The organism is Azoarcus sp. DD4, from assembly GCF_006496635.1.
In the GTDB taxonomy this organism is placed as follows: domain Bacteria; phylum Pseudomonadota; class Gammaproteobacteria; order Burkholderiales; family Rhodocyclaceae; genus Azoarcus.
Genome location: NZ_CP022958.1, coordinates 2,719,557 through 2,740,964, shown reverse-complemented (window position 1 = coordinate 2,740,964; position 21,408 = coordinate 2,719,557). Strand labels below are relative to the sequence as shown.

Sequence of the window (21,408 nt, the reverse complement as noted above, 5' to 3'; positions counted from 1 at the left end):
AGCGACCACGTCGTTACAAGAGGACAGCAAGAGAACCCACCATGCCCGGCGCACTCTCCCACATCCGCGTACTCGATCTCTCCCGCATCCTCGCGGGCCCCTGGGCCGGCCAGTTGCTCGCCGACCTCGGCGCCGACGTCATCAAGGTCGAACGCCCCGGCGCCGGCGACGACACCCGCGGCTGGGGCCCACCCTTCCTCAAGGACGAGCACGGCGAGAACACCAGCGTCGCCGCCTACTACCTCTGCGCCAACCGCAACAAGCGCTCCGTCACCATCGACATCACCCGGCCCGAAGGCCAGGCGCTGGTGAAGCAGCTCGCGGCCGAATCCGACGTCGTGCTCGAAAACTTCAAGCTCGGCGGTCTCGCCCAGTACGGCCTCGACTATGCCGCGCTGAAGGCGATCAACCCGCGCCTCATCTACTGCTCCATCACCGGCTTCGGCCAGGACGGCCCCTACGCACCGCGCGCCGGCTACGACTTCCTGATCCAGGGCCTCGGCGGCCTGATGAGCCTCACCGGCCGCCCGGACAATGAGGAAGGCGGCGGCCCGATGAAGGTCGGCGTCGCGCTCACCGACATCCTCACCGGCCTCTACGCCACCAATGCGGTGCTCGCCGCGCTCGCCTGGCGCGAGAAGAGCGGGGAAGGGCAGTTCATCGACCTCGCGCTGCTCGACGTGCAGATCGCCTGCCTCGCCAACCAGGCGATGAACTACCTCACCACCGGGCAGAATCCCAAGCGGCTGGGCAACGCCCACCCCAACATCGTGCCCTACCAGGACTTCCCGACTGCCGACGGCTACATGATCCTGGCCATCGGCAACGACGGCCAGTTCGCCCGCTTCTGCGCCGAAGCCGGCGCGCCCGAGCTTGCCGCCGACGCGCGCTATGCGACCAACAAGGCGCGGGTGGAAAACCGCGGCGCGCTGATCCCGGCGCTCAAGCGCCTGACCATCGAGCGCAGCACCGCCGACTGGGTGAAGGCCCTCGAAGCGCTCGCTGTGCCCTGCGGCCCGATCAACACCCTGGCCGACGTCTTCGCCGACCCGCAAGTGCAGGCGCGTGGCCTCAAGGTCACCATGCCGCACCCGCTCGCCGGCGAAGTGCCGTTGGTCGCCAATCCGCTGCGGCTATCGGCCACCCCGGTCGAGTACCGCAATCCGCCCCCGCTGCTCGGCGAACATACCGAGCAGATCCTCAACAGGACGCTCGGCCTCAGCGCAACGCAGATCGAAGAATTGCGCGCTGCCGGCGTGATCTGAAACGACAACCCAGGAGAAAGAGCGCGTGAAAATCCTCGTACCCGTAAAACGCGTGGTCGACTACAACGTGAAGGTCCGTGTGAAGGCGGACGGCAGCGGTGTCGACCTGGCCAATGTGAAGATGAGCATGAACCCGTTCGACGAGATCGCGGTTGAAGAAGCGGTGCGTCTGAAGGAAGCGGGCGTGGCGACCGAGGTGGTGGCGGTGAGCTGCGGCGTTGGCGCCTGCCAGGAGACGCTGCGCGCGGCGATGGCAATCGGCGCGGACCGCGGCATCCTGGTGGAAACCGACGTCGAACTGCAGCCGCTGGCGGTCGCCAAACTGCTCAAGGCGCTGTGCGACAAGGAAGCGCCGACGCTGGTGATCTGCGGCAAGCAGGCGATCGACGACGACGCCAACCAGACCGGCCAGATGCTGGCTGCCTTGAAGGGCTGGCCGCAGGCGACCTTCGCCTCCAAGCTCACGCTCGCCGACGGCAAAGCGACGGTGACGCGCGAAATCGACGGCGGTCTCGAAACCGTGGCGATCAGCTTGCCGGCGGTGGTCACCACCGACCTGCGCCTGAACGAGCCGCGCTACGCGACGCTGCCCAACATCATGAAGGCGAAGAAGAAGCCGCTCGACACGGTGAAGCCGGCCGATCTGGGCGTCGATGTCGCGCCGCGGCTCACCACGCTGAAAGTGAGCGAGCCGCCCAAGCGCAGCGCCGGGGTGCGGGTGGCCGATGTGGCCCAGCTGGTCGACAAACTGAAGAACGAAGCGAAGGTGCTCTGATGGCCATACTTGTCCTTGCCGAACACGACAACCAAACGATCAAGGCCGCCACGCTCAACACGGTGACGGCTGCCGCCAAGATTGGCGGAATGTTGGCAACCGAGATCCACGTGCTGGTCGCCGGCAGCAACTGCGCCGCCGCGGCCGAAGCCGCAGCCAAGCTCGCCGGCGTGGCCAAGGTGCTGGTGGCCGACGCCCCGCAGCTGGACGCCCAGCTTGCCGAGAACGTCAGCGCGCTGCTCAAGAACCTTGCCGCCGACTACAGCCACGTGCTGGCCCCGGCCACCTCGGCGGGCAAGAACACGCTGCCGCGCGTAGCCGCGCTGCTCGACGTCGCCCAGATCAGCGACATCGTCGGGGTGGAAGCCGCCGACACCTTCGTGCGCCCGATCTACGCCGGCAACGCGCTGGCCACCGTCAAGAGCGCCGATGCGGTCAAGGTCATCACCGTGCGCACCACCGCCTTCGAGGCGGCTGCGGCGGAAGGCGGCGCGGCCGCGATCGAAGCGGTCGCCACCGCCGCCGATGCGGGCCAATCGAGCCTGGTCGGCCGCGAGATCACCAAGAGCGCGCGGCCCGAACTCGGCGCCGCGAAGATCATCGTCTCCGGCGGTCGCGGCCTGGGCAGCGGCGAGAACTACACCAAACTGCTCGAACCGCTCGCCGACAAGCTCGGCGCCGCGCTCGGCGCTTCCCGCGCCGCGGTCGATGCGGGCTACGTGCCCAACGACTACCAGGTCGGCCAGACCGGCAAGATCGTCGCACCGCAGCTCTACATCGCGATCGGCATCTCGGGCGCGATCCAGCACCTGGCGGGCATGAAGGAATCCAAGGTGATCGTCGCGATCAACAAGGACCCGGAGGCGCCCATCTTCCAGGTAGCGGATTACGGCCTGGTGGGCGATCTGTTCGAGGTGGTGCCGGAACTCGCCGCCTCGGTCTGAACGCCATTATCCGTTCCCAACCGGCGGGCGCTTCCTCTCCCTCTCTCCGCTGCCCGTTGGTTATTTGACCGTCCCGGCTGAGCTCAGCCGGGACGGTTTTTCTTTCCTCGGGTGATAATTCCCGATCTGTCCGGCCGCATCTGCAGCTGCAGACACGCTTCGAGGAGACGCCATGGAACTCAAAGACCGCGCGCTGCTGCGCGAATCCGCCTACATCGACGGAGCCTGGGTCGGTGCCGACGACGGCGCCCGTTTCGATGTGACCAACCCTGCCGACGGCAGCCGTATCGCCAGCGTGCCCAGCCTGGGTGCCGCAGAAACCCGCCGCGCCATCGCCGCGGCCAATGCCGCGCTGCCGACCTGGCGCGCCAGAACTGCCAAGGAACGTGCCGCCATCCTGCGCAAGTGGTTCGAGCTCGTCATGGCGAACCAGGAAGACCTGGCGGTGCTGATGACCTCTGAGCAGGGCAAACCGCTCGCCGAAGCACGTGGCGAGGTGGCCTACGGCGCCTCCTTCATCGAGTGGTTCGCGGAGGAAGGCAAACGCGTCTATGGCGACGTGATCCCCGGGCATGGCTCGGACAAGCGCATCGTCGTGCTGAAGGAGCCGATTGGCGTGGTCGCTGCGATCACGCCATGGAATTTCCCGATCGCGATGATCACCCGCAAGGCAGGCCCGGCGCTTGCCGCCGGCTGCGCCATCGTCATCAAGCCGGCCGAAGACACGCCGCTGTGCGCGCTGGCGCTCGCCGAGCTGGCCGAACGGGCCGGCGTGCCCAAGGGTGTGTTCAACGTCGTCACAACCATGAAGGCGCCCGAAGTGGGCGGCGAGCTTACCGCCAACCCGACGGTGCGCAAGCTCTCCTTCACCGGTTCGACCGCGGTCGGCAAGCTGTTGATGGCCCAGTGTGCCGGCACGGTGAAGAAGGTATCGCTCGAACTCGGCGGCAATGCGCCCTTCATCGTCTTCGATGACGCCGATCTCGACGCCGCGGTGGCCGGCGCCATCGCCTCCAAGTACCGCAATGCCGGCCAGACCTGCGTCTGTGCCAACCGCCTGCTGGTGCAGGACGGCATCTACGATGCCTTCGCCGCCAGGCTGGCCGAGGCGGTGGCGAGCATGAAGGTGGGACCAGGGCTTTCCGGCGACGTGCAGCAAGGTCCGCTGATCAATCAGGACGCCATCGCCAAGGTCGAGGAACTGCTCGCCGATGCCACCGCCAAGGGCGCGCAGGTGCTGCTCGGCGGCAAGCGCCACAGCCTGGACCACGGCTTCTTCGAACCGACCATCATCACCGGCGTCACCCCGGAGATGCGGGTCGCGCGTGAGGAAATCTTCGGCCCGGTGGCGCCGCTGTTCCGCTTCCACACCGAAGAGGAAGCGGTGCGGATGGCCAACGACACCGAGTTCGGGCTTGCCGCCTACTTCTACGCACGCGACATCGCACGCGTGTGGCGGGTCGCCGAAAGGCTGGAATACGGCATCGTCGGCATCAACGAAGGCATCATCTCCACCGAAGTGGCGCCCTTTGGCGGCATGAAGGAGTCCGGCATCGGCCGTGAAGGCTCGAAGTACGGCATCGAGGACTACCTGGAGGTGAAATACCTCTGCCTCGGCGGCATACGCTAGGCAGCGCGGCGCGCTTCGCTCAGGCACCCCTGCCGACGATACCAGCCACCTCTTCGCCGATCGCAAGCGCTGCAGTCAGCCCCGGCGACTCGATGCCGAAGAGGTGTACCAGACCGGATACGCCGTGCTGGGCCGGGCCGTCGATACGGAAATCGGCATCCGCTTCGCCGGGGCCGACAATCTTCGGCCGCACGCCGGCATAGCCCGGCACCAGGCGCCCATCCTCCAGCCCCGGCCACCAGTTGCGAATCGCACGGTAGAAATGTTCCGCGCGCGCGGGATCGACGCGGTAGTCGGGGACATCGATCCACTCGACGTCCGGCCCGAACTTGGCCTGGCCGCCGAGATCGAGCGTGAGGTGCACACCGAGCCCGCCGGGCTCCGGAATCGGATAGATCAGCCGCGAGAAGGGCACGCTGCCGGCGTGGCTGAAATAGACGCCGCGGGCATAGCGCGCATGCGGCAGCATGGCTGGCGGGATACCCTCGATCGCCGCTCCGAGCGCCACCGCATCCAGACCGGCGGCATTGACGACCCAGCGCGCGCGCAGCTGCAGCGCCTGAGCACCGCCCACGTCGAGGATCACGCCGTCGCCGTCCGCCTTACCCCCTAGCACCGGACTGGCGAGCGCCAGCATCGCGCCGTCGCGCTCGGCATCGCCCAGCAAAGCCAGCATCAGGCCATGGCTGTCGACGATGCCGGTCGAAGGGGAGAGCAGGGCGGCGTGGGCGTCGAGCGCAGGCTCCAGTTCGCGGATTGCTGCCCGGTCGAGCAGGCGCAGGTCGTCCACGCCGTTGGCCTCGGCCCGGGCTCGGATCTGATCCAGCCTTTCGGCCATGTCTGCCCATGGCGCCACCACCAGCTTGCCGCAGCGCGCGTGGGCAACGCCATGCGCTTCGCAATACGGATAGAGCAGGCGGCGGCCTTCGACACACAAGCGTGCCTTCAGCGAGCCGGGCGGATAGTAGAGGCCGGCGTGGATCACCTCGCTGTTGCGCGAGCTGATGCCCGTGCCGAAGGCGGTTTCACGCTCGACGACCAAGACTTCCCGTCCCGACGCGGCAAGCGAGCGCGCACAGGCTAGACCCACGACGCCGGCCCCGATCACCACGCAATCTGCTGTCTCCATTACCGTTTTCTCCGTCTTTCCGGTCGCCCGCGTCGACCGTCGACGCACTCCAGGGAGCTGGGTTGTACCAGATCGCCTGCGCGGACGGAAAGTCCCCATGAGCGCAGCAGCCATGACAAGGCACTGACGCGACAAGCCGATATTCCGGAATTCCGGACAGCAAAGACGGTGAAGTTCTGGAATTCCGGAAGAAATCCGGATCAGCCTTTCGGAATGAAGAATAACACCATATAAAACATCAACTTATACCACATACCCTGACCTCACCGTCATGGCATGGGCTTTGCTAAACTCGTACCACCCAGTAATGGGAACATAAATCCAACTAATTCGGAGACTCTCGATGCCATCCTACGTCCGCAAGTGCGCCATGGGCGTCCTGTTTGCCGCAGCCACGACCGCCGCCTCCGCCACCACATTCGTCAACGTGCTCACCGGCGGCACCAGCGGGGTGTATTACCCGCTTGGCGTCACGCTCTCGCAGATCTACGGCGAAAGCATCGCCGACTCCAAGGTCCAGGTCCAGGCTACCAAGGCCTCGGCCGAAAACCTCAACCTGCTGCAGAGCGGACGCGGCGAGATCGGTTTCTCACTGGCGGACTCGGTGTCGGATGCATGGAAGGGCGAGGCGGAAGCCGGCTTTACCAAGCCGCTGGACAAACTGCGTGCGGTGGCCTCGGTGTATCCCAACTACATCCAGATCGTCGCCCTGGCTGATGCCAACATCAAGACGCTGGCCGATCTCAAGGGCAAACGGATCTCGGTGGGTGCGCCGCGTTCCGGCACCGAGATCAACGCCCGTGCCATCCTCAAGGCAGCCGGCCTGTCCTATGCCGACTTCGGCAAGGTGGAGTACCTGCCCTTCGGCGAATCGGTCGAGTTGATGAAGAACCGCCAGATCGACGTCACCCTGCAATCGGCCGGTCTCGGCGTGGCCGCGTTGCGCGACCTGTCGACCGCGGTCAAGGTCAACTTTGTGCCGGTCCCGGCCGATGTCGTCGCCAAGGTGGGCGATGCTGCCTATCGCTCGGCTGCCATCCCGCCCAACACGTATGACGGCCAGACCGCCGAAGTGCCGACCGTGGCGATCAACAACCTGCTGGTGACGCACGAAAAGGTGCCCGCCGAGGTCGTCTATCAGATGACCAAAGGCATCTTCGACAATCTGCCCCGTCTCGGCAATTCGCACGCTGCGGCCCGCCAGATCAAGCTCGAGACCGCGATCGACGGCCTTCCCATCCCGCTGCACGCCGGCGCCGAGAAGTACTACCGGGAACGCGGCCTGATCAAGTAAGCCGCTCACCCCGCTTGCGCCTTGCCGGCCAGGGCCGGCGGGGCGTGTATGCCGACGCACACCCCGGCCCGCCATCGCGGCGCGCCGCGAGGAATACGCGCCCGGCGTCCGGCCGTTTGCGCCGCTCCTCCATTGCGGAGTTTCCATGACCACGCTCCATTCCGAACCCACGGCCGAAGCCGGTCGCAGCATGCTGCGCGTCGTCTTCTACGCCGCCATCCTGTTCTCCGTCTTCCAGATCGTCACCTCCGCCTTCAGTCCTATTTCCAGTACGGTGGTGCGGGCGCTGCACGTCGGCTTCCTGCTGCTCCTCACCTTCCTGCTCTATCCGCTGCGTGGTGGCCAGAGCGGGCCGACCCACGTGCTGACCAAGGCGGTCGGCTTCATCGCCATCGGGCTTGCGACCTACCACTGGGTGTTCGAAGCCGACCTGGTGCAGCGCGCGGGCGAACTGACCGATGCCGACATGGCGGTCGGCGTCATCACGCTGGTACTGGTGTTCGAGGCTGCCCGGCGTGTGATGGGCCTGGCCCTGCCGTTGATCTGCCTGGGCTTTCTCGGCTATGCCCTGTTCGGCGAGCACCTGCCGGGTCCGTTCGCCCACCGCGGCTACGGTTTCGATCAGGTGATCGGTCAGCTCGCCTTCGGCACCGAAGGCATCTACGGCACCCCCACCTATGTGTCGTCGAGCTACATCTTCCTCTTCATCCTGTTCGGCGCCTTCCTCGAACAGGCAGGCATGATCCAGCTGTTCACCGATTTCGCGCTCGGCACCGTCGGCCACACCAAGGGCGGGCCGGGCAAGGTGGCGGTCGTTTCGTCCGGGCTGATGGGCACGATCAACGGTTCCGGCGTGGCCAACGTGGTCACTACCGGCCAGTTCACGATTCCGCTGATGAAGAGGTTTGGCTACAAGCCGGCCTTTGCCGGCGCGGTCGAAGCGACCAGCTCGATGGGCGGGCAGATCATGCCGCCGGTGATGGGCGCAGTCGCCTTCATCATGGCCGAAACCATCAACGTGCCTTACGTGGAAATCGCCAAGGCAGCCGCCATCCCCGCCATCCTGTACTTCTTCACCGCTTTCTGGATGGTGCACCTCGAGGCCGGCAAACAGGGCCTCAAGGGCCTGCCCAAATCGGAATGCCCCGATCCGTGGGCCGCGCTGCGCCTGCGCTGGTATCTGCTGATGCCGCTGATCGGCCTGGTGTACCTGCTCTTCGCCGGCTTCACGCCGATGTTCTCCGGCATGGTCGGGTTGGCGCTGACGGTGGTGCTGATCTTCGGCGCCGCGTTCGCGGGACGGCTGAACGGCACCTCGCTGCGCATCCTGTTCTGGATCGTACTGGGTCTTGCGTGCTCGGCCTTCGCCAAGGTCGGCATCGTGTCGGTGATGGCGGTGATCGGCCTGCTGGCGGTACTGCTGGTTCCTCGCAAGGATGGCCGCGCGACGCTGCGGATAGCTGTACAGGCGCTGGTCGAGGGAGCAATGCATGCGTTGCCGGTCGGCGTCGCCTGCGCGCTCGTCGGGGTGATCATCGGCTCGCTCACGCTCACCGGCAGTGCCACCACCTTCGCTGGCTACATCATCCAGCTCGGCAGCCACAGCCTCTTCCTGTCGCTGGTACTGACCATGCTCACCTGCCTGGTGCTCGGCATGGGCATCCCGACCATCCCGAATTACATCATCACCAGTTCCATCGCAGCCCCCGCACTGCTGGAGCTCGGCGTGCCGCTGATCGTCTCGCACATGTTCGTGTTCTACTTCGGCATCATGGCCGACCTGACCCCGCCGGTCGCGCTCGCCGCCTTCGCTGCGGCACCGATCGCCAAGGAGTCGGGACTCAAGATCGGCATGCGTGCAGTCCAGATCGCCGCTGCGGGCTTCGTCGTGCCCTACATGGCGGTCTATGCGCCGGAGCTGATGCTGCAGGGAGACAAGGGGCTGGAGGCCACCGCCTACGTGGTGTTCAAGGCCGCGCTGGCCATCCTCCTGTGGGGTGCCACCGTCGTGGGCTACTTCCGCTCGCCGATGAGCCCGATCGAACGTGTGCTGGCCTTCGCCGCCGCCGCGCTGCTGGTGGTCGCAGCGCCCATCACCGACGAACTCGGCTTCGCCCTCGCCGCACTGGTGATCGCCACGCACCTGTGGCGCGCCCGTCGGCTGGCGCCGGTCACGCTCTGATGGCGGTCTGTCTCGCAACCAGCGTCGGCGCAGTCGCGCTGGTTGCGAACAGTTTCACCCTCGCCTGGACGCACTCCATCGAAAGGCAGCGCTGGGAGGAAGACTGGTCGGTACGCGCGGGCGCCAGCGGCGCCGAACTGGTGCTCGAACACGTCCGTGTGCGCGGCCACGGCGCCGGCATGGAACCACCGCCAGGCGCGCAACTGCATGACGGCGTGTGGGAATGGCACCCCCGTCAGGCGCATCCGGCACTGCGCCTGACCCGCTCCGGCTACACCGCCGACTACGACTGGTGTACCGCCGACGGCGCCTGCCGTACGCTCGCATCCATCCTGCCGAGCGACGGCGGCGTGACCGAGGTCAGGCCCTGTTCCATGGCGGGCAAGGAGGAGGGCGCCGGCGTGACGCCCTGACTACATGCGTACCCTGCGACTGATTTCGCTCCCCTCATCCCTGCAAAAGGCGCTGGTCCTGGCGGTACTGACGCTGCCGGTGCTGGCGACGGTATACCTGCACCGCTTTCAGGCCGGTGTCGACGAACTGGCCGTCCAGGCGCAGCAGCGCCTCGCCTTGCTGTCCGCCAGCCTGGACGCCGAACTGCTGCGCAACGAGAGCCTGCCCACGGTACTGGCCCCACACCCGGTGCTGCAGGAGGTACTGACGAGCGCCGGCGCGCCGGACGCGGTCGCGCGCGCAAACGCCTTGCTCGCCGACGTACGCACGCGGACCGGCACCGGGGTCATCTACCTGATCGCGCCCTCCGGCATCACGCTGGCGGCGAGCAACTGGCGCGAGCCCGAGAGTTTCATCGGCGAGAACTACGCCTTCCGGCCGTACTTTCGCGAAGCGCTCGCCGGCCGCACCGGCATGTTCTTCGCCGTGGGCGCCACCACCCGCATCCCCGGCTTCTTTATCGCCCAACCTGTGCGCGAGGGCGACAAGGTGATCGGCGTGCTTGCCATCAAGGTCGAACTCACCACGCTGGAGAACACCTGGGCCGAAAGCGGCGAAGCCCTGCTGGTGGTGGACCACCACGGCGTGGTCGCCCTGTCGTCGCGTCCGCACTGGAAGTTCACCACGCTTGAGCCGCTGAGCCCGCAATCGCGCGCCACGCTGGACGCCACCCGCCAGTACTACACCGCGCCGCTCGATACACTGCCGCTGAAGTGGCGCAGCGCCCAGCGCGCATCGCTGGAAGGACGCGAGTACGCCGTCGGCAGCCGCAACCTGCGCTGGAGCGACTGGCGGATGCTGATGCTGATGGACACCAGACCTGCCGCCACCGCCGCCCAGGCCCAGGCCTTGGCGGTCGCGCTCGCACTCTGCCTCGCTGCCATCGGCGGGCTTTACTGGGCACAACGTGCAAGACGCTTGCGCGAACGGCTCGCCGCCCAGGCCGCACTCGAGGAAACGGTCGCCACCCGCACTGCCGACCTTGCCGCCACCAATGCGCGACTGCGCAACGAAGTGGCCGAACGCGCGGCTGCCGAGGACAAGCTGCGCAACGCCCAGCGCGCACTGATCGAGGCCAACCGCCTCGGCGCCCTTGGCCAGATGGCCGCCGGCGTGGTGCACGAGCTCAATCAACCGCTTGCGGCAATGCGCGGCTTCGCCGGGAACAGCCTGATCTTTCTGGAACGCGGCCAACTGGCGCCGCTGAAGGAGAACCTCCAGCAGATCATCGAACTCGTCGAACGCATGGCGCGACTCACCGCCCAGCTCAAGGTCTTTGCCTCGCGCCAGCAGAGCGCCGGCGGTATCGCGCCGGCACAACGGACGCTCGAACGCATCGCCAGCTGGTTTGAACAGCGCCTGCAAGCCGCGGGCATCCGCCTCACGCTGGTGATCGACGTAGACAGCCTGCCGCTGGACCCACAGGCGCTCGAGCAGGTAGCGTCCAACCTCGTCGGCAACGCCATGGACGCACTGGCCGGGCGCCCCGACGGTCAGATCGAACTCAGGGCGCACGGCGACGACACCGGCCGCTGGCTGGAGGTAGCGGACAACGGGCCCGGCATCCCGGCGGCGCTGCGGGAGAAGATCACCCAACCCTTTTTCTCGACCAAACCGCTCGGTCATGGCCTGGGCCTGGGACTGGCCATTGTCGGCGATCTGGTCGACGCTTCGGGCGGTCAACTCGAAATCGGCGCGTCGGACAGCGGCGGCGCAAGAATACGCGCGACCTGGCCGCCAGCCGACGGCCAGGTCTAGGAAGGTGTATATGGACGAAACCCCACTCAAGGTGCTCTACGTCGAAGACGACGATGCCGTGCGCGCGGCCGGTTGTCAGACTTTCGCCCTTGCCGATCTGCCTGTCGACGGTGTCGCACGCGCTGAGGCTGCCCTGCCGCAGCTGAGCCGCGATGCGCCGCTGGTGCTGGTCACCGACGTGAGGCTGCCCGGCATGGACGGGCTGAGCCTGCTGCGGCGGACGATGGAGATCGATGCCGATCTGCCCGTCATCCTGGTCACCGGTCACGGCGACGTGTCGATGGCGGTCGAGGCGATGCGTGCCGGTGCCTACGACTTCATCGAAAAACCTTTCGCCCCCGAGACCATGGTGGACGTGGTGCGACGCGCCATCGAGAAACGCCGGCTGGTGCTGGAGAACCGTGCGCTCAAGGCCAGGCTGGCCGACGACGGCGCCGGCAGCGGCCTGATCGGCGACAGCACGCGCATGCGTCAGGTCCGTGCCCTGATCGCCGAACTCGCCGACACCGACGTCGATGTGCTGGTGCTCGGCGAGACCGGTACCGGCAAGGAGCGCGTCGCGCGCGGACTGCACGAGGCGGGACGCAGGCGAACGGGCAATTTCGTTGCGATCAACTGTGCGGCACTGCCCGAGAGCGTGTTCGAAAGCGAGATGTTCGGGGTGGAGCCGGGCGCCTTCACCGGCGCCACCCGCAGCCGTGCCGGCAAGATCGAATACGCCAGCGGCGGCACCCTCTTTCTCGACGAGATCGAGGGCATGCCGCTGGCACTGCAGGCCAAGCTGCTGCGCGTGCTGCAGGAACGGGTGGTCGAGCGGCTCGGCTCGAACCGGCTGACGCCGGTCGACTGCCGCATCGTTGCCGCCACCAAGGTCGATCTCAAGTCGGAGAGTGAAGCGGGGCGCTTTCGCGCCGACCTCTACTACCGCCTCAACGTGGTCACCGTCGCGCTGCCGCCCTTACGCGAACGGCGCGAGGACATCCCGCAGCTGTTCCAGGCCTTCTGCCTGAAGGCCGCCGAACGCTACGGGCGGCCCGCCCCCGCGCTTGCTCCGGTACTGCACGACTGGCTGATGACCGCAGATTGGCCGGGCAATGTGCGCGAACTGCAGCACGCGGCCGAACGCCACGTGCTCGGCCTGTGGCACCCCCTGGCCGAAGGACTGCCGGTGGCAGGGCAGGCCATGCCGCAACGCCTGGCAGCCTTCGAACAGTTCCTGATCGAAACCGCACTGCAGCAAGGCGGCGGCGACGTCGCGGCGGCTGCGCTGGCGCTCGGCATTCCGCGCAAGACACTGTACGACAAGCTCGCGCGCTTCAACCTTGATCCGGCCCGGTTTCGAACCGGCGCCTGAAGCTCAGGCCTTGCCAGCCTCTTCCAGCATGGCCTGAGCCACTGCTTCGGCGACCCGGATGCCGTCCACGCCGGCCGAGAGGATGCCTCCGGCGTAACCCGCACCTTCGCCGGCCGGGTAGAGGCCCTTGACGTTCAGGCTCTGGTAGTCGTCGCCGCGGGTCAGACGCAGCGGCGACGAAGTGCGAGTCTCCACCCCGGTCAGCACCGCGTCGTGCATCGAGAATCCCTTGATCTGTCGCTCGAAGGCCGGAATCGCCTCGCGCATCGCGTCGATGGCGTAGGCGGGGAGCGCGGTCGAAAGATCGCCCAGGGTGATCCCCGGCTTGTATGACGGTTCGACCGCGCCGAGTTCGGTCGATGGCCGGCCGGCAATGAAATCGCCCACCAGTTGCGCCGGGGCGTTGTAGTCGCCGCCGCCGAGCACGAAGGCACGCGACTCCAGCTCGCGCTGGAAGGCAATGCCGGCAAGCGGGCCGCCCGGGTAATCGTCCGGCGTGATGCCGACCACGATGCCGGCATTGGCATTGCGCTCGTTGCGCGAATACTGGCTCATGCCGTTGGTGACCACCCGGTTCGGCTCGGAAGTGGCCGCCACCACCGTGCCGCCCGGACACATGCAGAAGCTGTACACCGAGCGGCCGTTCTTCGCATGGTGCACCAGCTTGTAGTCGGCGGCGCCGAGCAGCGGATTGCCGGCGTACTTGCCCAAGCGCGCCTTGTCGATGAGGGACTGCGGGTGCTCGATGCGGAAGCCCACCGAGAAGGGCTTCGCCTCCATGAACACCCCGCGCTCGTGCAGCATCTCGAAGGTGTCGCGCGCACTGTGGCCCAGCGCCAGGACGACGTGGTCGCTGCGCAGCTGTTCGCCACTGGCCAGCGTCACGCCGCGGATGTGGCCGTTGTCGATCAGCACATCGGCTACGCGTTGCTGGAAGCGGATTTCGCCGCCGAGCGACTCGATCTCCGCCCGCATGGTCTCGACCATGCCGACCAGGCGGAAGGTGCCGATGTGCGGCTTGCTGACGTAGAGGATTTCCTCCGGTGCACCGGCCTTGACGAATTCGGTCAGCACCTTGCGGCCGTAGTGCTTCGGATCCTTGATCTGGCTATAGAGCTTGCCGTCGGAAAAAGTGCCGGCACCGCCTTCACCGAACTGTACGTTGGATTCCGGATTGAGCACATGCTTGCGCCACAGGCCCCAGGTGTCCTGGGTGCGTTCGCGCACGGCCTTGCCCCGTTCGAGGACAATGGGCCGAAAGCCCATCTGCGCCAGCACCAGCGCGGCGAAGATGCCACAGGGGCCGAAACCGACCACCAGCGGACGCTGGCCGAAGTGTTCCGGCGCCCGTCCGACGAAGCGGTAGTTGGTGTCCGGCGCCAGCCCGACGTGGCGGTCGCCAGCGAACTTGTTCAGCACCTCGGCCTCGTTCTTCAGCGTGAGGTCGATGGTGTAGATGAAGGTCAGCGCGTCCGACTTGCGCGCATCGTAGCTGCGCTTGAAGACAGCGAAATCGACGAGATCGTCCGCGCCTATCCCGAGTCGCCGCACGATCGCCGCGCGCAGCGCCTCCGGCGGATGTTCGAGGGGCAATCTGAGTTCGGTGATTCGCAGCATGGGGATCCAGTGTCGGAGGCTAAATCGGGCTCGGCCGCCAGGGCCGGAGGCGGGGGATTTTACAGGAAGCTCGGGGGATGGCCTCGTTGCGGCGCCATCGGCCGCTGCGGGCATTTTCATGCTGCATCGCAGAATCCCGAACGCGTGCGCCGCGGAGGCCGCTGCTACAATGCCGCCTTCCTTCACATCTGCGAAGCGTCATGAAACGTCTCGAAAAGCTGTTCGAACACGTGCTCTTCAGTAGCCGCTGGCTGATGGCACCGGTTTATTTCGGCCTGGTCCTGGCCATGATCGTACTGCTGGTGAAATTCGCCAAGGAAATCGCCAACCTGGTCGGCCACATCATGACGGCAAGCGGGGGCGAGATGATCATCGGCGTGCTGTCGCTGGTGGACATCGCGCTGATCATGAACCTCCTGGTCATCATCATGTTCAGCGGCTACGAGAACTTCGTCTCCAAAATGGAAGACCTCCACAGCCACCAGGACAGGCCGGACTGGATGGGCCACATCGGCTTTTCCGACCTCAAGATCAAGCTGATCGGTTCCATCGTGGCGATTTCCGGTATCGAACTGCTGAAGGCCTTCATGAACGTGGGCAACCTGTCGGATCGCCATCTCGGCTGGATGGTCGGCATCCACGTCACCTTCCTGTTCTCCGGCGTGCTGTACGCGCTGATGGACAAGCTGGGTCACAAGGGTCACTGAGCGCGCAAACAAAAAAAGCGGGGCGACGTCGCCCCGGCAGCACCCACCGCAACGGGGCCGGACACTTGGCGTGTCGGCCCCGTCTGCGTTTACAGCTGCAGGCGTTCGAGCAGCTCGCGCTCCACTCGCAGCACGTGCGCGTCCTGCGACAGGCCGCTGCCGGTCAACAGGAAGGTATCCTCGACACGCTCGCCCAGCGTGGCGATCTTGGCCGTCTGCAGGCTGATGCCGTATTTTGCCAGCACTTCGGCCACGTCGAACAAGAGCCCCGGGCGGTCAGCCGCGATCAAGGAGAGAATGTAGTGTTTGCCCGCATCGTCCGGGCGGATGCGCACTTCCGGCGTGATCGGGAAATGCTTCACCTGGCGCGACAGCCGCCCCGTCGACGGGCGCTCCGGCGCACCCGGATTCAACAGTCGGGCCGTGAGTTCGTGTTCGATCAGCGAGACGACGTCTCGATAAGGTGCGGCGTTGCCCGGGTCCTGCAGCATGAAGCTGTCGAGCGCATAGCCGTGGCGGGTGGTATGCACCTTGGCGTCGAGAATGGTGAAACCGATACGCCCGAAGAAGCCGGTGATGCGCACGAACAGATCCTTCTGGTCGCGCGTGAACACCATTACCTGCACGCCTTCGTCGCCTTCGGACACGCGCGCCTTGACAACCGGCTCCTCGACCTCGGGCCTGAAGTACAACAGGCGAGTGTGCCAGGCGATCTCCTCCGGCGAATGCCGCATGAAGTAGACCGCATCCAGCTGCGCCCACAGCGCATCCTCCACGCCGGGACGCAGGCCGTGGTAGCGCAACAGGCTGCGCGCGTCTTCCTGACGGTCGTCGAGGCCTAGCGCCTGCTGCGGCGTGGCGCCACGCAGGAGGCGCTGCGTAGCGAAGAAGAGGTCTTCCAGCAACTTGCCCTTCCAGCCGTTCCAGACCTTGGGGCTGGTGCCGCGGATATCGGCATGGGTCAGAAGGTAGAGTGCGGTAAGCCGGCGCTCGCTGCCGACGGTATCGGCGAAGCGACGCACCACGTCGGGGTCGGAGGTGTCTTCCTTCTGGGCGACATGCGACATCGTCAGGTGGTGCTCGACCAACCAGACGACCAGCTCCGCATCCTCGTCGGAAAGACCGTGCTCATCGCAGAACTCGCGGGCTTCCTCCATGCCGAGCCTGGAATGATCGCCGCCGCGCCCCTTCGCGATGTCGTGATAAAGCGCGGCCACGTAGAGCAGCCAGTGACGCTCGAAACCGAGAATCAGACGCGTCATCAGCGGATATTCATGAGCATGCTCGCCCATGGTGAAGCGCCGCACGTTGCGCAGCACCATCAGGATGTGCTGGTCGACCGTATAGACGTGGAAGAGGTCGTGCTGCATCTGGCAGAGGATCTTCCGCCACGGCGGCAGGTAGCGCGACAGGATGCCGTACTGGTTCATGCGCCGGAACTCGTGCACGATGCCGCGCTTCTCCTGGAGGATGCGCAGAAAAAGGGCGCGATTGGCCGGGTCGGCGCGGAAAGCCGCGTTGATGCGATTGCGGTTGAGCCACAGCGCGCGCAGGCTGCGGGCGGTCATTCCCTTGAGTTCCGGATGCTGCTGCATCAGCAGGAAGCACTCCAGCAAGGCCGAGGGATGACGCTCGAAGACCTTTTCGTTGCGGATGTCGAGCAGTTCGCGCACCGCCTGGAAACGCGCGTTGATCGCTACCGCTGCGCCGCCGCGGTCGGGGAAGATCTCGGTGCCGTAGTTCTGCAGAAGGATGGCGTTGATCTGGGTAACCTTCTTCGCCGTCAGGTAGTAGCGCTGCATGAAGACTTCGGAGGCACGCTTGCCGACCGTGGCCTCGATGCCCATGATGCGGGCCAGCTTTTCCTGGTGATCGAAGAGCAGGCGATCTTCGGATCGACCTGTCAGGTAGTGCAGCCGGATGCGGACATGCTGCAGGAAGCGCTCCACGCTGCGCAGGTCGCTCGCCTCCTCGCCGGTGATCAGACGACGGCGGGCAAGGTCTCGCCAGTTGCGTCCCAGGCCGGCCGCGCGGGCAATCCAGCCCAGCATCTGCAGGTCGCGCAAGCCGCCAGGGCTTTCCTTGCAGTTGGGTTCGAGTGAGTAAGGCGTGTCGTTGTAGCGGGCGTAGCGCTGCTCCTGCTCGAGCTGCTTGGCCTTGAAGAAGGCACGCACGTCCAGCATCTCGGTATAGCGTGCCTGGAAACCAGCAAAGAGCTCCGCGTCGCCGGTCAGCAGGCGGGATTCGAGCAGATTGGTCTGGACGGTGATGTCGTTCATCGCCGCATCCAGACACTCTTCCACGGTCCGCACGCTGTGGCCGATCTCCAGCCCGATGTCCCACAGCGCGCCGACCAGGGTCGAAAGACGCGCCTGCAGATCAGAATCGGCCGGTTCGGCGAGCAGGATCAACAGATCGACATCCGAGCAGGGATACAGCTCGCCGCGCCCATAGCCGCCGACCGCCACCAGCGTGGCCTCCAGCGGCATGCCGCAACCGCGCCACAGCTGCAGGATGGCGGCATCGACCAGTCTGGCACGCCCCTTGAGCACGGTCGCGGTGAGGGGGTGCGTCTCGTAGGCAGTGCGCAGCGCGGCACTGCCTTCGGCGAGCTGCCTGCGCGCGTCGGCAATCGCAGTCTGAAGCGTGTCGATAGAAATCGCGGTGTCGTTCATCTTTTCCAGGCCGCGGGCCGAGTTTCCGGTTCAGGCAAAGGCTGCAGCGACCAGTGACGGCGGCGGTGGGCACTTCTCCGACAGGGTCAGCACCTCGACACCGGTCTCGGTCACGACGATGGTGTGCTCCCACTGCGCCGACAGGCTGCGGTCCTTGGTGACGATGGTCCAGCCGTCGGGCAGCTCCGAGATCGCCGCCTTGCCGGCGTTGATCATGGGCTCGATCGTAAAGATCATGCCTGGCTGCAGTTCGACGCCGGTGCCGGCCTTGCCGTAATGGAGTACCTGCGGCTCTTCGTGGAACTTGCGCCCGATGCCATGCCCGCAGAATTCGCGCACCACCGAGAAGCCATTGCCCTCTGCATGCTTCTGGATGACGCTGCCGATATCGCCGAGGCGCGCGCCCGGCCGTACCGCCGCGATGCCCAGCCAGAGGCATTCGAACGTGACGTGACACAGGCGCTTGGCCAGGATGCTGCCTTCGCCGCCGACGATGAACATCCGGCTGGTATCGCCGTGAAAGCCTTCGGGCGTGATGACCGTGATGTCGAGATTGACGATATCGCCCTTCTTCAACGCCTTGTCGCTCGGAATGCCATGACAGACTTGGTGGTTCACCGAGGTGCAGATCGACTTGGGGTAGGGCGTGTAGCCCGGCGGGGCGTAGTTGAGCGGCGCCGGCACGGTACGCTGCACGTTCACCATGTACTCATGGCAAATACGGTCGAGTTCGGCTGTGGTCACGCCGGGTTTCACGAAAGGCTCGACGTGGTCGAGCACTTCCGCTGCCAGTCGGCAGGCCACGCGCATCTGTTCTATTTCTTCTTGGGTCTTGAGGGTAATGCTCATTGCTGGGGTCGGGCCTTCAAAAGGTCACAAGGCTAGCGCATGCGTCCCATTCGGGCAAACGCGAACGCGCGCCGAGCCTTGAGCCGTGTAACGCGTGCATGCTAAGATCACGGGCTTGTCTGCTAGCGCAGGCAAAATCCGCACGCTCGCCAGAATGGGGTCTGCGATGCATCCGGTTTCACTTTGACTGGCATCGCGGCAAAAGGTGGGCAGCAAAATGTCGTCCGGCTCCCGGACCATTTGCTGACCACGCTGACGGGCGGAGGTTCAACCCTAGATTGGAGTTTCACATGACTGTCACGATGCGTCAGATGCTCGAAGCGGGCGTCCACTTCGGCCACCAGACCCGTTTCTGGAATCCGCGCATGGCCCCTTACATCTTCGGCCAGCGCAACAAGATCCACATCGTCAACCTCGAAAAGACGATGGTGAAGTACACCGAAGCGATGAACTTCGTGCGCAAGCTGGCGGCCAACCGCGGCACGATCCTCTTCGTTTCCACCAAGCGTCAGGCTCGCGAAATCCTCGCCGAAGAAGCCCGCCGCGCCGGCATGCCCTATGTTGACGAGCGCTGGCTCGGCGGCATGCTGACCAACTTCAAGACCGTCAAGCAGTCGATCAAGCGCCTGAAGGAAGTCGAGGCCATGATCGAAGACGGCTCCATCGAGCGTCTGTCCAAGCGCGAAGCGCTGACCGTGACCCGCGAACTCGAAAAGCTGCAGAAGAGCATCGGCGGCATCAAGGAGATGGGCGGCCTGCCCGACGCCATCTTCATCATCGACGTCGGCTACCACAAGATCGCCGTGACCGAAGCCCAGAAGCTGGGCATTCCGGTCGTCGGCGTGGTCGATACCAACCACTCGCCGGACGGCATCGACTACATCATCCCGGGCAACGACGACTCCTCCCGCGCCATCCGTCTGTACGCCCGTGGCGTGGCCGACGCCGTGCTGGAAGGCCGCAGCCAGGTGCTGCAGGAAATCGTCGCCGCCGGCGGTGACGAATTCGTCGAAGTCGAGGAAGGCAGCCAGGAACAGCAAGGCTGATTTTCCTGCCCGGCCCCGCGGGCCGGGCACAGTAAAGACATTCCCCCGCGCGGCGGCTGCGTCTTGTGACGGGCGGTCGCGCCCAGCAATCCAGGAGCTAACATGGCGGAAATCACCGCAAGCATGGTCAAGGAACTGCGCGAGAAGACCGACGCGCCGATGATGGAATGCAAGAAGGCACTGACCGAAGCCGGCGGCGACATGGCCAAGGCCGAAGAAGTGCTGCGCATCAAGCTCGGCAACAAGGCCTCCAAGGCCGCCGCGCGCGTCACTGCCGAAGGCATCGTCGGCATTTCCGTGTCGGCTGACGGCAAGCTGGCTGCAATGGTCGAGCTGAACTGTGAAACCGACTTCGTCGCCAAGAACGACGATTTCATCGCGCTCGCCGCCTCGCTCGCCGGCCTCGTCGCCACCAAGAACCCGGCCGACGTCGCAGCGCTCTCCGCGCTCGAACTCGAAGGCCAGACCGTCGAAGCCTTCCGCACCGCGCTGGTCGGCAAGATTGGCGAGAACATCACCATTCGCCGCTTCAGCCGCATTGAAGCCAAGGGTCAGGTCGCCAGCTATGTTCACGCCGGAGCCAAGATCGGCGTGCTGGTCGACCTCGTCGGCGGTGACGAGCAACTGGCCAAGGATCTGGCCATGCACATCGCCGCGTCGAAGCCGAAGTCGCTCGACGCATCGGGCGTGTCCGCCGAACTGATCGACTCCGAACGCCGCATCGCGATCGAGAAGGCCCGCGAAGCCGGCAAGCCGGAAGCCATGCTCGAGAAGATCGCAGAAGGCACCGTGCAGAAGTTCCTGAAGGAAGTGACCCTGCTCGGCCAGCCCTTCGTCAAGGACGACAAGCAGACCGTCGAAGCCCTGCTGAAGGCCCGTGGCGCATCGGTGGCCTCCTTCGTTCTGTACGTTGTCGGCGAAGGCATCGAGAAGAAGGTTACCGACTTCGCCGCCGAAGTGGCCGAACAGGCTGCCGCTGCGGCCAAGAAGTAAGGAGTCACATGTGACCGCCGCCGCATACAAGCGCATCCTGCTCAAGCTCTCCGGCGAAGCCCTCATGGGCGACGACGCCTACGGCATCAACGAGGATGTGGTCAGCCGCATCGTCTCGGAGATAGCCGAAGTCAGTCGCCTGGGCGTCCAGGTCGGCGTGGTGATCGGCGGCGGTAACATTTTCCGCGGCATGAAGGGGGCTGCCTCCGGCATGGACCGTGCCACCGCCGACTACATGGGCATGCTCGCCACCGTGATGAACGCGATGGCACTAGCCGACACCATGCGACGCTGCGGCGTCGAGGCCCGAGTCCAGTCGGCGCTGCGCATCGACCAGGTCGTCGAACCCTATATCCGCGGTCGCGCCATCCGCCATCTCGAAGAGGGCAGGGTGGTGATCTTTGCTGCCGGCACGGGCAATCCGTTCTTTACCACCGACACAGCCGCGGCGCTGCGGGGTTCCGAGATCGGTGCCCAGATCGTGCTCAAGGCCACCAAGGTCGATGGCGTCTACACCGCGGATCCGAAGAAGGATCCGACAGCCCAACGCTACCACCGCATCAGCTTCGACGAGGCGATCGGCCGAAATCTCGCAGTCCTCGATGCGACCGCCTTCGCGCTGTGCCGTGACCAGAAACTGCCGATCAACGTGTTCTCGATCTTCAAGCCGGGCGCGCTCAAGCGTGTCGTGATGGGTGAAGACGAAGGCACGCTGGTTCATTCCTGAGGAGTCGCGC

General features: G+C 65.7%; 17 protein-coding genes. 13 read left to right on the top strand and 4 right to left on the bottom strand.

The window, feature by feature from the left end; all coding sequences use genetic code 11:
- Window positions 1-41: 41 nt before the first annotated feature.
- The 4 genes from CJ010_RS12645 to CJ010_RS12630 all read left to right on the top strand — a co-directional run bounded on the left by CJ010_RS12645 (window position 42) and on the right by CJ010_RS12630 (window position 4,614).
- The gene (locus CJ010_RS12645) at window positions 42-1,265 is read left to right on the top strand and encodes a CaiB/BaiF CoA-transferase family protein (protein WP_141018361.1); all 1,224 of its coding nucleotides are present in this window, start codon (window positions 42-44) and stop codon (window positions 1,263-1,265) included.
- Window positions 1,266-1,290: 25 nt separating this feature from the next.
- Complete coding sequence (locus tag CJ010_RS12640) at window positions 1,291-2,040, top strand: electron transfer flavoprotein subunit beta/FixA family protein (RefSeq protein ID WP_141018360.1); 750 nt, start codon at window positions 1,291-1,293, stop codon at window positions 2,038-2,040.
- Window positions 2,040-2,984, top strand: a complete 945-nt coding sequence (locus CJ010_RS12635) for an electron transfer flavoprotein subunit alpha/FixB family protein (RefSeq protein WP_141018359.1) — start codon at window positions 2,040-2,042, stop codon at window positions 2,982-2,984. Before CJ010_RS12640 ends, CJ010_RS12635 begins: the two co-directional genes overlap by 1 nt.
- A 172-nt stretch (window positions 2,985-3,156) precedes the next feature.
- Window positions 3,157-4,614: an NAD-dependent succinate-semialdehyde dehydrogenase gene (locus CJ010_RS12630; protein WP_141018358.1), complete on the top strand. Its 1,458-nt coding sequence runs from the start codon at window positions 3,157-3,159 to the stop codon at window positions 4,612-4,614.
- 19 nt (window positions 4,615-4,633) lie between these two features.
- On the opposite strand, the gene CJ010_RS12625 is transcribed toward CJ010_RS12630, so the two are convergent.
- Window positions 4,634-5,743: an NAD(P)/FAD-dependent oxidoreductase gene (locus CJ010_RS12625; RefSeq protein ID WP_141018357.1), complete on the bottom strand. Its 1,110-nt coding sequence runs from the start codon at window positions 5,741-5,743 to the stop codon at window positions 4,634-4,636.
- Window positions 5,744-6,086: 343 nt separating this feature from the next.
- On the opposite strand from CJ010_RS12625, the gene CJ010_RS12620 reads away from it, so the two are divergent.
- The 5 genes from CJ010_RS12620 (at window position 6,087) to CJ010_RS12600 (ending at window position 12,784) form a co-directional block, all read left to right on the top strand.
- Entirely contained in the window at window positions 6,087-7,037 is a 951-nt protein-coding gene (locus CJ010_RS12620) for a TAXI family TRAP transporter solute-binding subunit (RefSeq protein WP_141018356.1), read from the top strand.
- Window positions 7,038-7,182: 145 nt separating this feature from the next.
- On the top strand, window positions 7,183-9,219 hold the full coding sequence (locus CJ010_RS12615; protein WP_141018355.1) for a TRAP transporter permease: 2,037 nt from the start codon (window positions 7,183-7,185) through the stop codon (window positions 9,217-9,219).
- Window positions 9,219-9,632, top strand: coding sequence for a DUF1850 domain-containing protein (locus CJ010_RS12610; protein ID WP_141018354.1), 414 nt, complete (start codon window positions 9,219-9,221; stop codon window positions 9,630-9,632). Before CJ010_RS12615 ends, CJ010_RS12610 begins: the two co-directional genes overlap by 1 nt.
- Window positions 9,633-9,636: 4 nt before the next feature.
- Window positions 9,637-11,430, top strand: coding sequence for an ATP-binding protein (locus CJ010_RS12605; protein WP_141018353.1), 1,794 nt, complete (start codon window positions 9,637-9,639; stop codon window positions 11,428-11,430).
- 10 nt (window positions 11,431-11,440) lie between these two features.
- Window positions 11,441-12,784 (top strand): sigma-54 dependent transcriptional regulator, encoded by a 1,344-nt coding sequence (locus CJ010_RS12600; RefSeq protein ID WP_141018352.1) that lies wholly within the window; start codon window positions 11,441-11,443, stop codon window positions 12,782-12,784.
- Between the two features lie 3 nt (window positions 12,785-12,787).
- On the opposite strand, the gene CJ010_RS12595 is transcribed toward CJ010_RS12600, so the two are convergent.
- Entirely contained in the window at window positions 12,788-14,401 is a 1,614-nt protein-coding gene (locus CJ010_RS12595; RefSeq protein WP_141018351.1) for an NAD(P)/FAD-dependent oxidoreductase, read from the bottom strand.
- A 200-nt stretch (window positions 14,402-14,601) separates the two neighbouring features.
- On the opposite strand from CJ010_RS12595, the gene CJ010_RS12590 reads away from it, so the two are divergent.
- Window positions 14,602-15,108 carry a TIGR00645 family protein gene (locus CJ010_RS12590; RefSeq protein ID WP_141018350.1) on the top strand — a complete coding sequence of 169 codons (507 nt, stop codon included), beginning with the start codon at window positions 14,602-14,604 and terminating at the stop codon, window positions 15,106-15,108.
- An 89-nt stretch (window positions 15,109-15,197) separates the two neighbouring features.
- Here CJ010_RS12590 and CJ010_RS12585 read toward each other — a convergent pair whose 3' ends face one another.
- Together CJ010_RS12585 and map are read right to left on the bottom strand one after the other, a co-directional pair.
- Window positions 15,198-17,783 (bottom strand): [protein-PII] uridylyltransferase, encoded by a 2,586-nt coding sequence (locus CJ010_RS12585; protein ID WP_141018349.1) that lies wholly within the window; start codon window positions 17,781-17,783, stop codon window positions 15,198-15,200.
- Between the two features lie 30 nt (window positions 17,784-17,813).
- Window positions 17,814-18,632: a type I methionyl aminopeptidase gene (gene map, locus CJ010_RS12580; RefSeq protein ID WP_141018348.1), complete on the bottom strand. Its 819-nt coding sequence runs from the start codon at window positions 18,630-18,632 to the stop codon at window positions 17,814-17,816.
- 290 nt (window positions 18,633-18,922) lie between these two features.
- Between map and rpsB the strand changes: the two genes are divergently transcribed.
- The 3 genes from rpsB to pyrH all read left to right on the top strand — a co-directional run bounded on the left by rpsB (window position 18,923) and on the right by pyrH (window position 21,398).
- Window positions 18,923-19,678 (top strand): 30S ribosomal protein S2, encoded by a 756-nt coding sequence (rpsB, locus tag CJ010_RS12575; protein ID WP_141018347.1) that lies wholly within the window; start codon window positions 18,923-18,925, stop codon window positions 19,676-19,678.
- Window positions 19,679-19,780: 102 nt separating this feature from the next.
- Window positions 19,781-20,671: a translation elongation factor Ts gene (gene tsf, locus CJ010_RS12570; protein ID WP_141018346.1), complete on the top strand. Its 891-nt coding sequence runs from the start codon at window positions 19,781-19,783 to the stop codon at window positions 20,669-20,671.
- Window positions 20,672-20,735: 64 nt separating this feature from the next.
- Window positions 20,736-21,398 (top strand): UMP kinase, encoded by a 663-nt coding sequence (gene pyrH, locus CJ010_RS12565; RefSeq protein ID WP_240794608.1) that lies wholly within the window; start codon window positions 20,736-20,738, stop codon window positions 21,396-21,398.
- The last annotated feature ends 10 nt before the right edge of the window (window positions 21,399-21,408 follow it).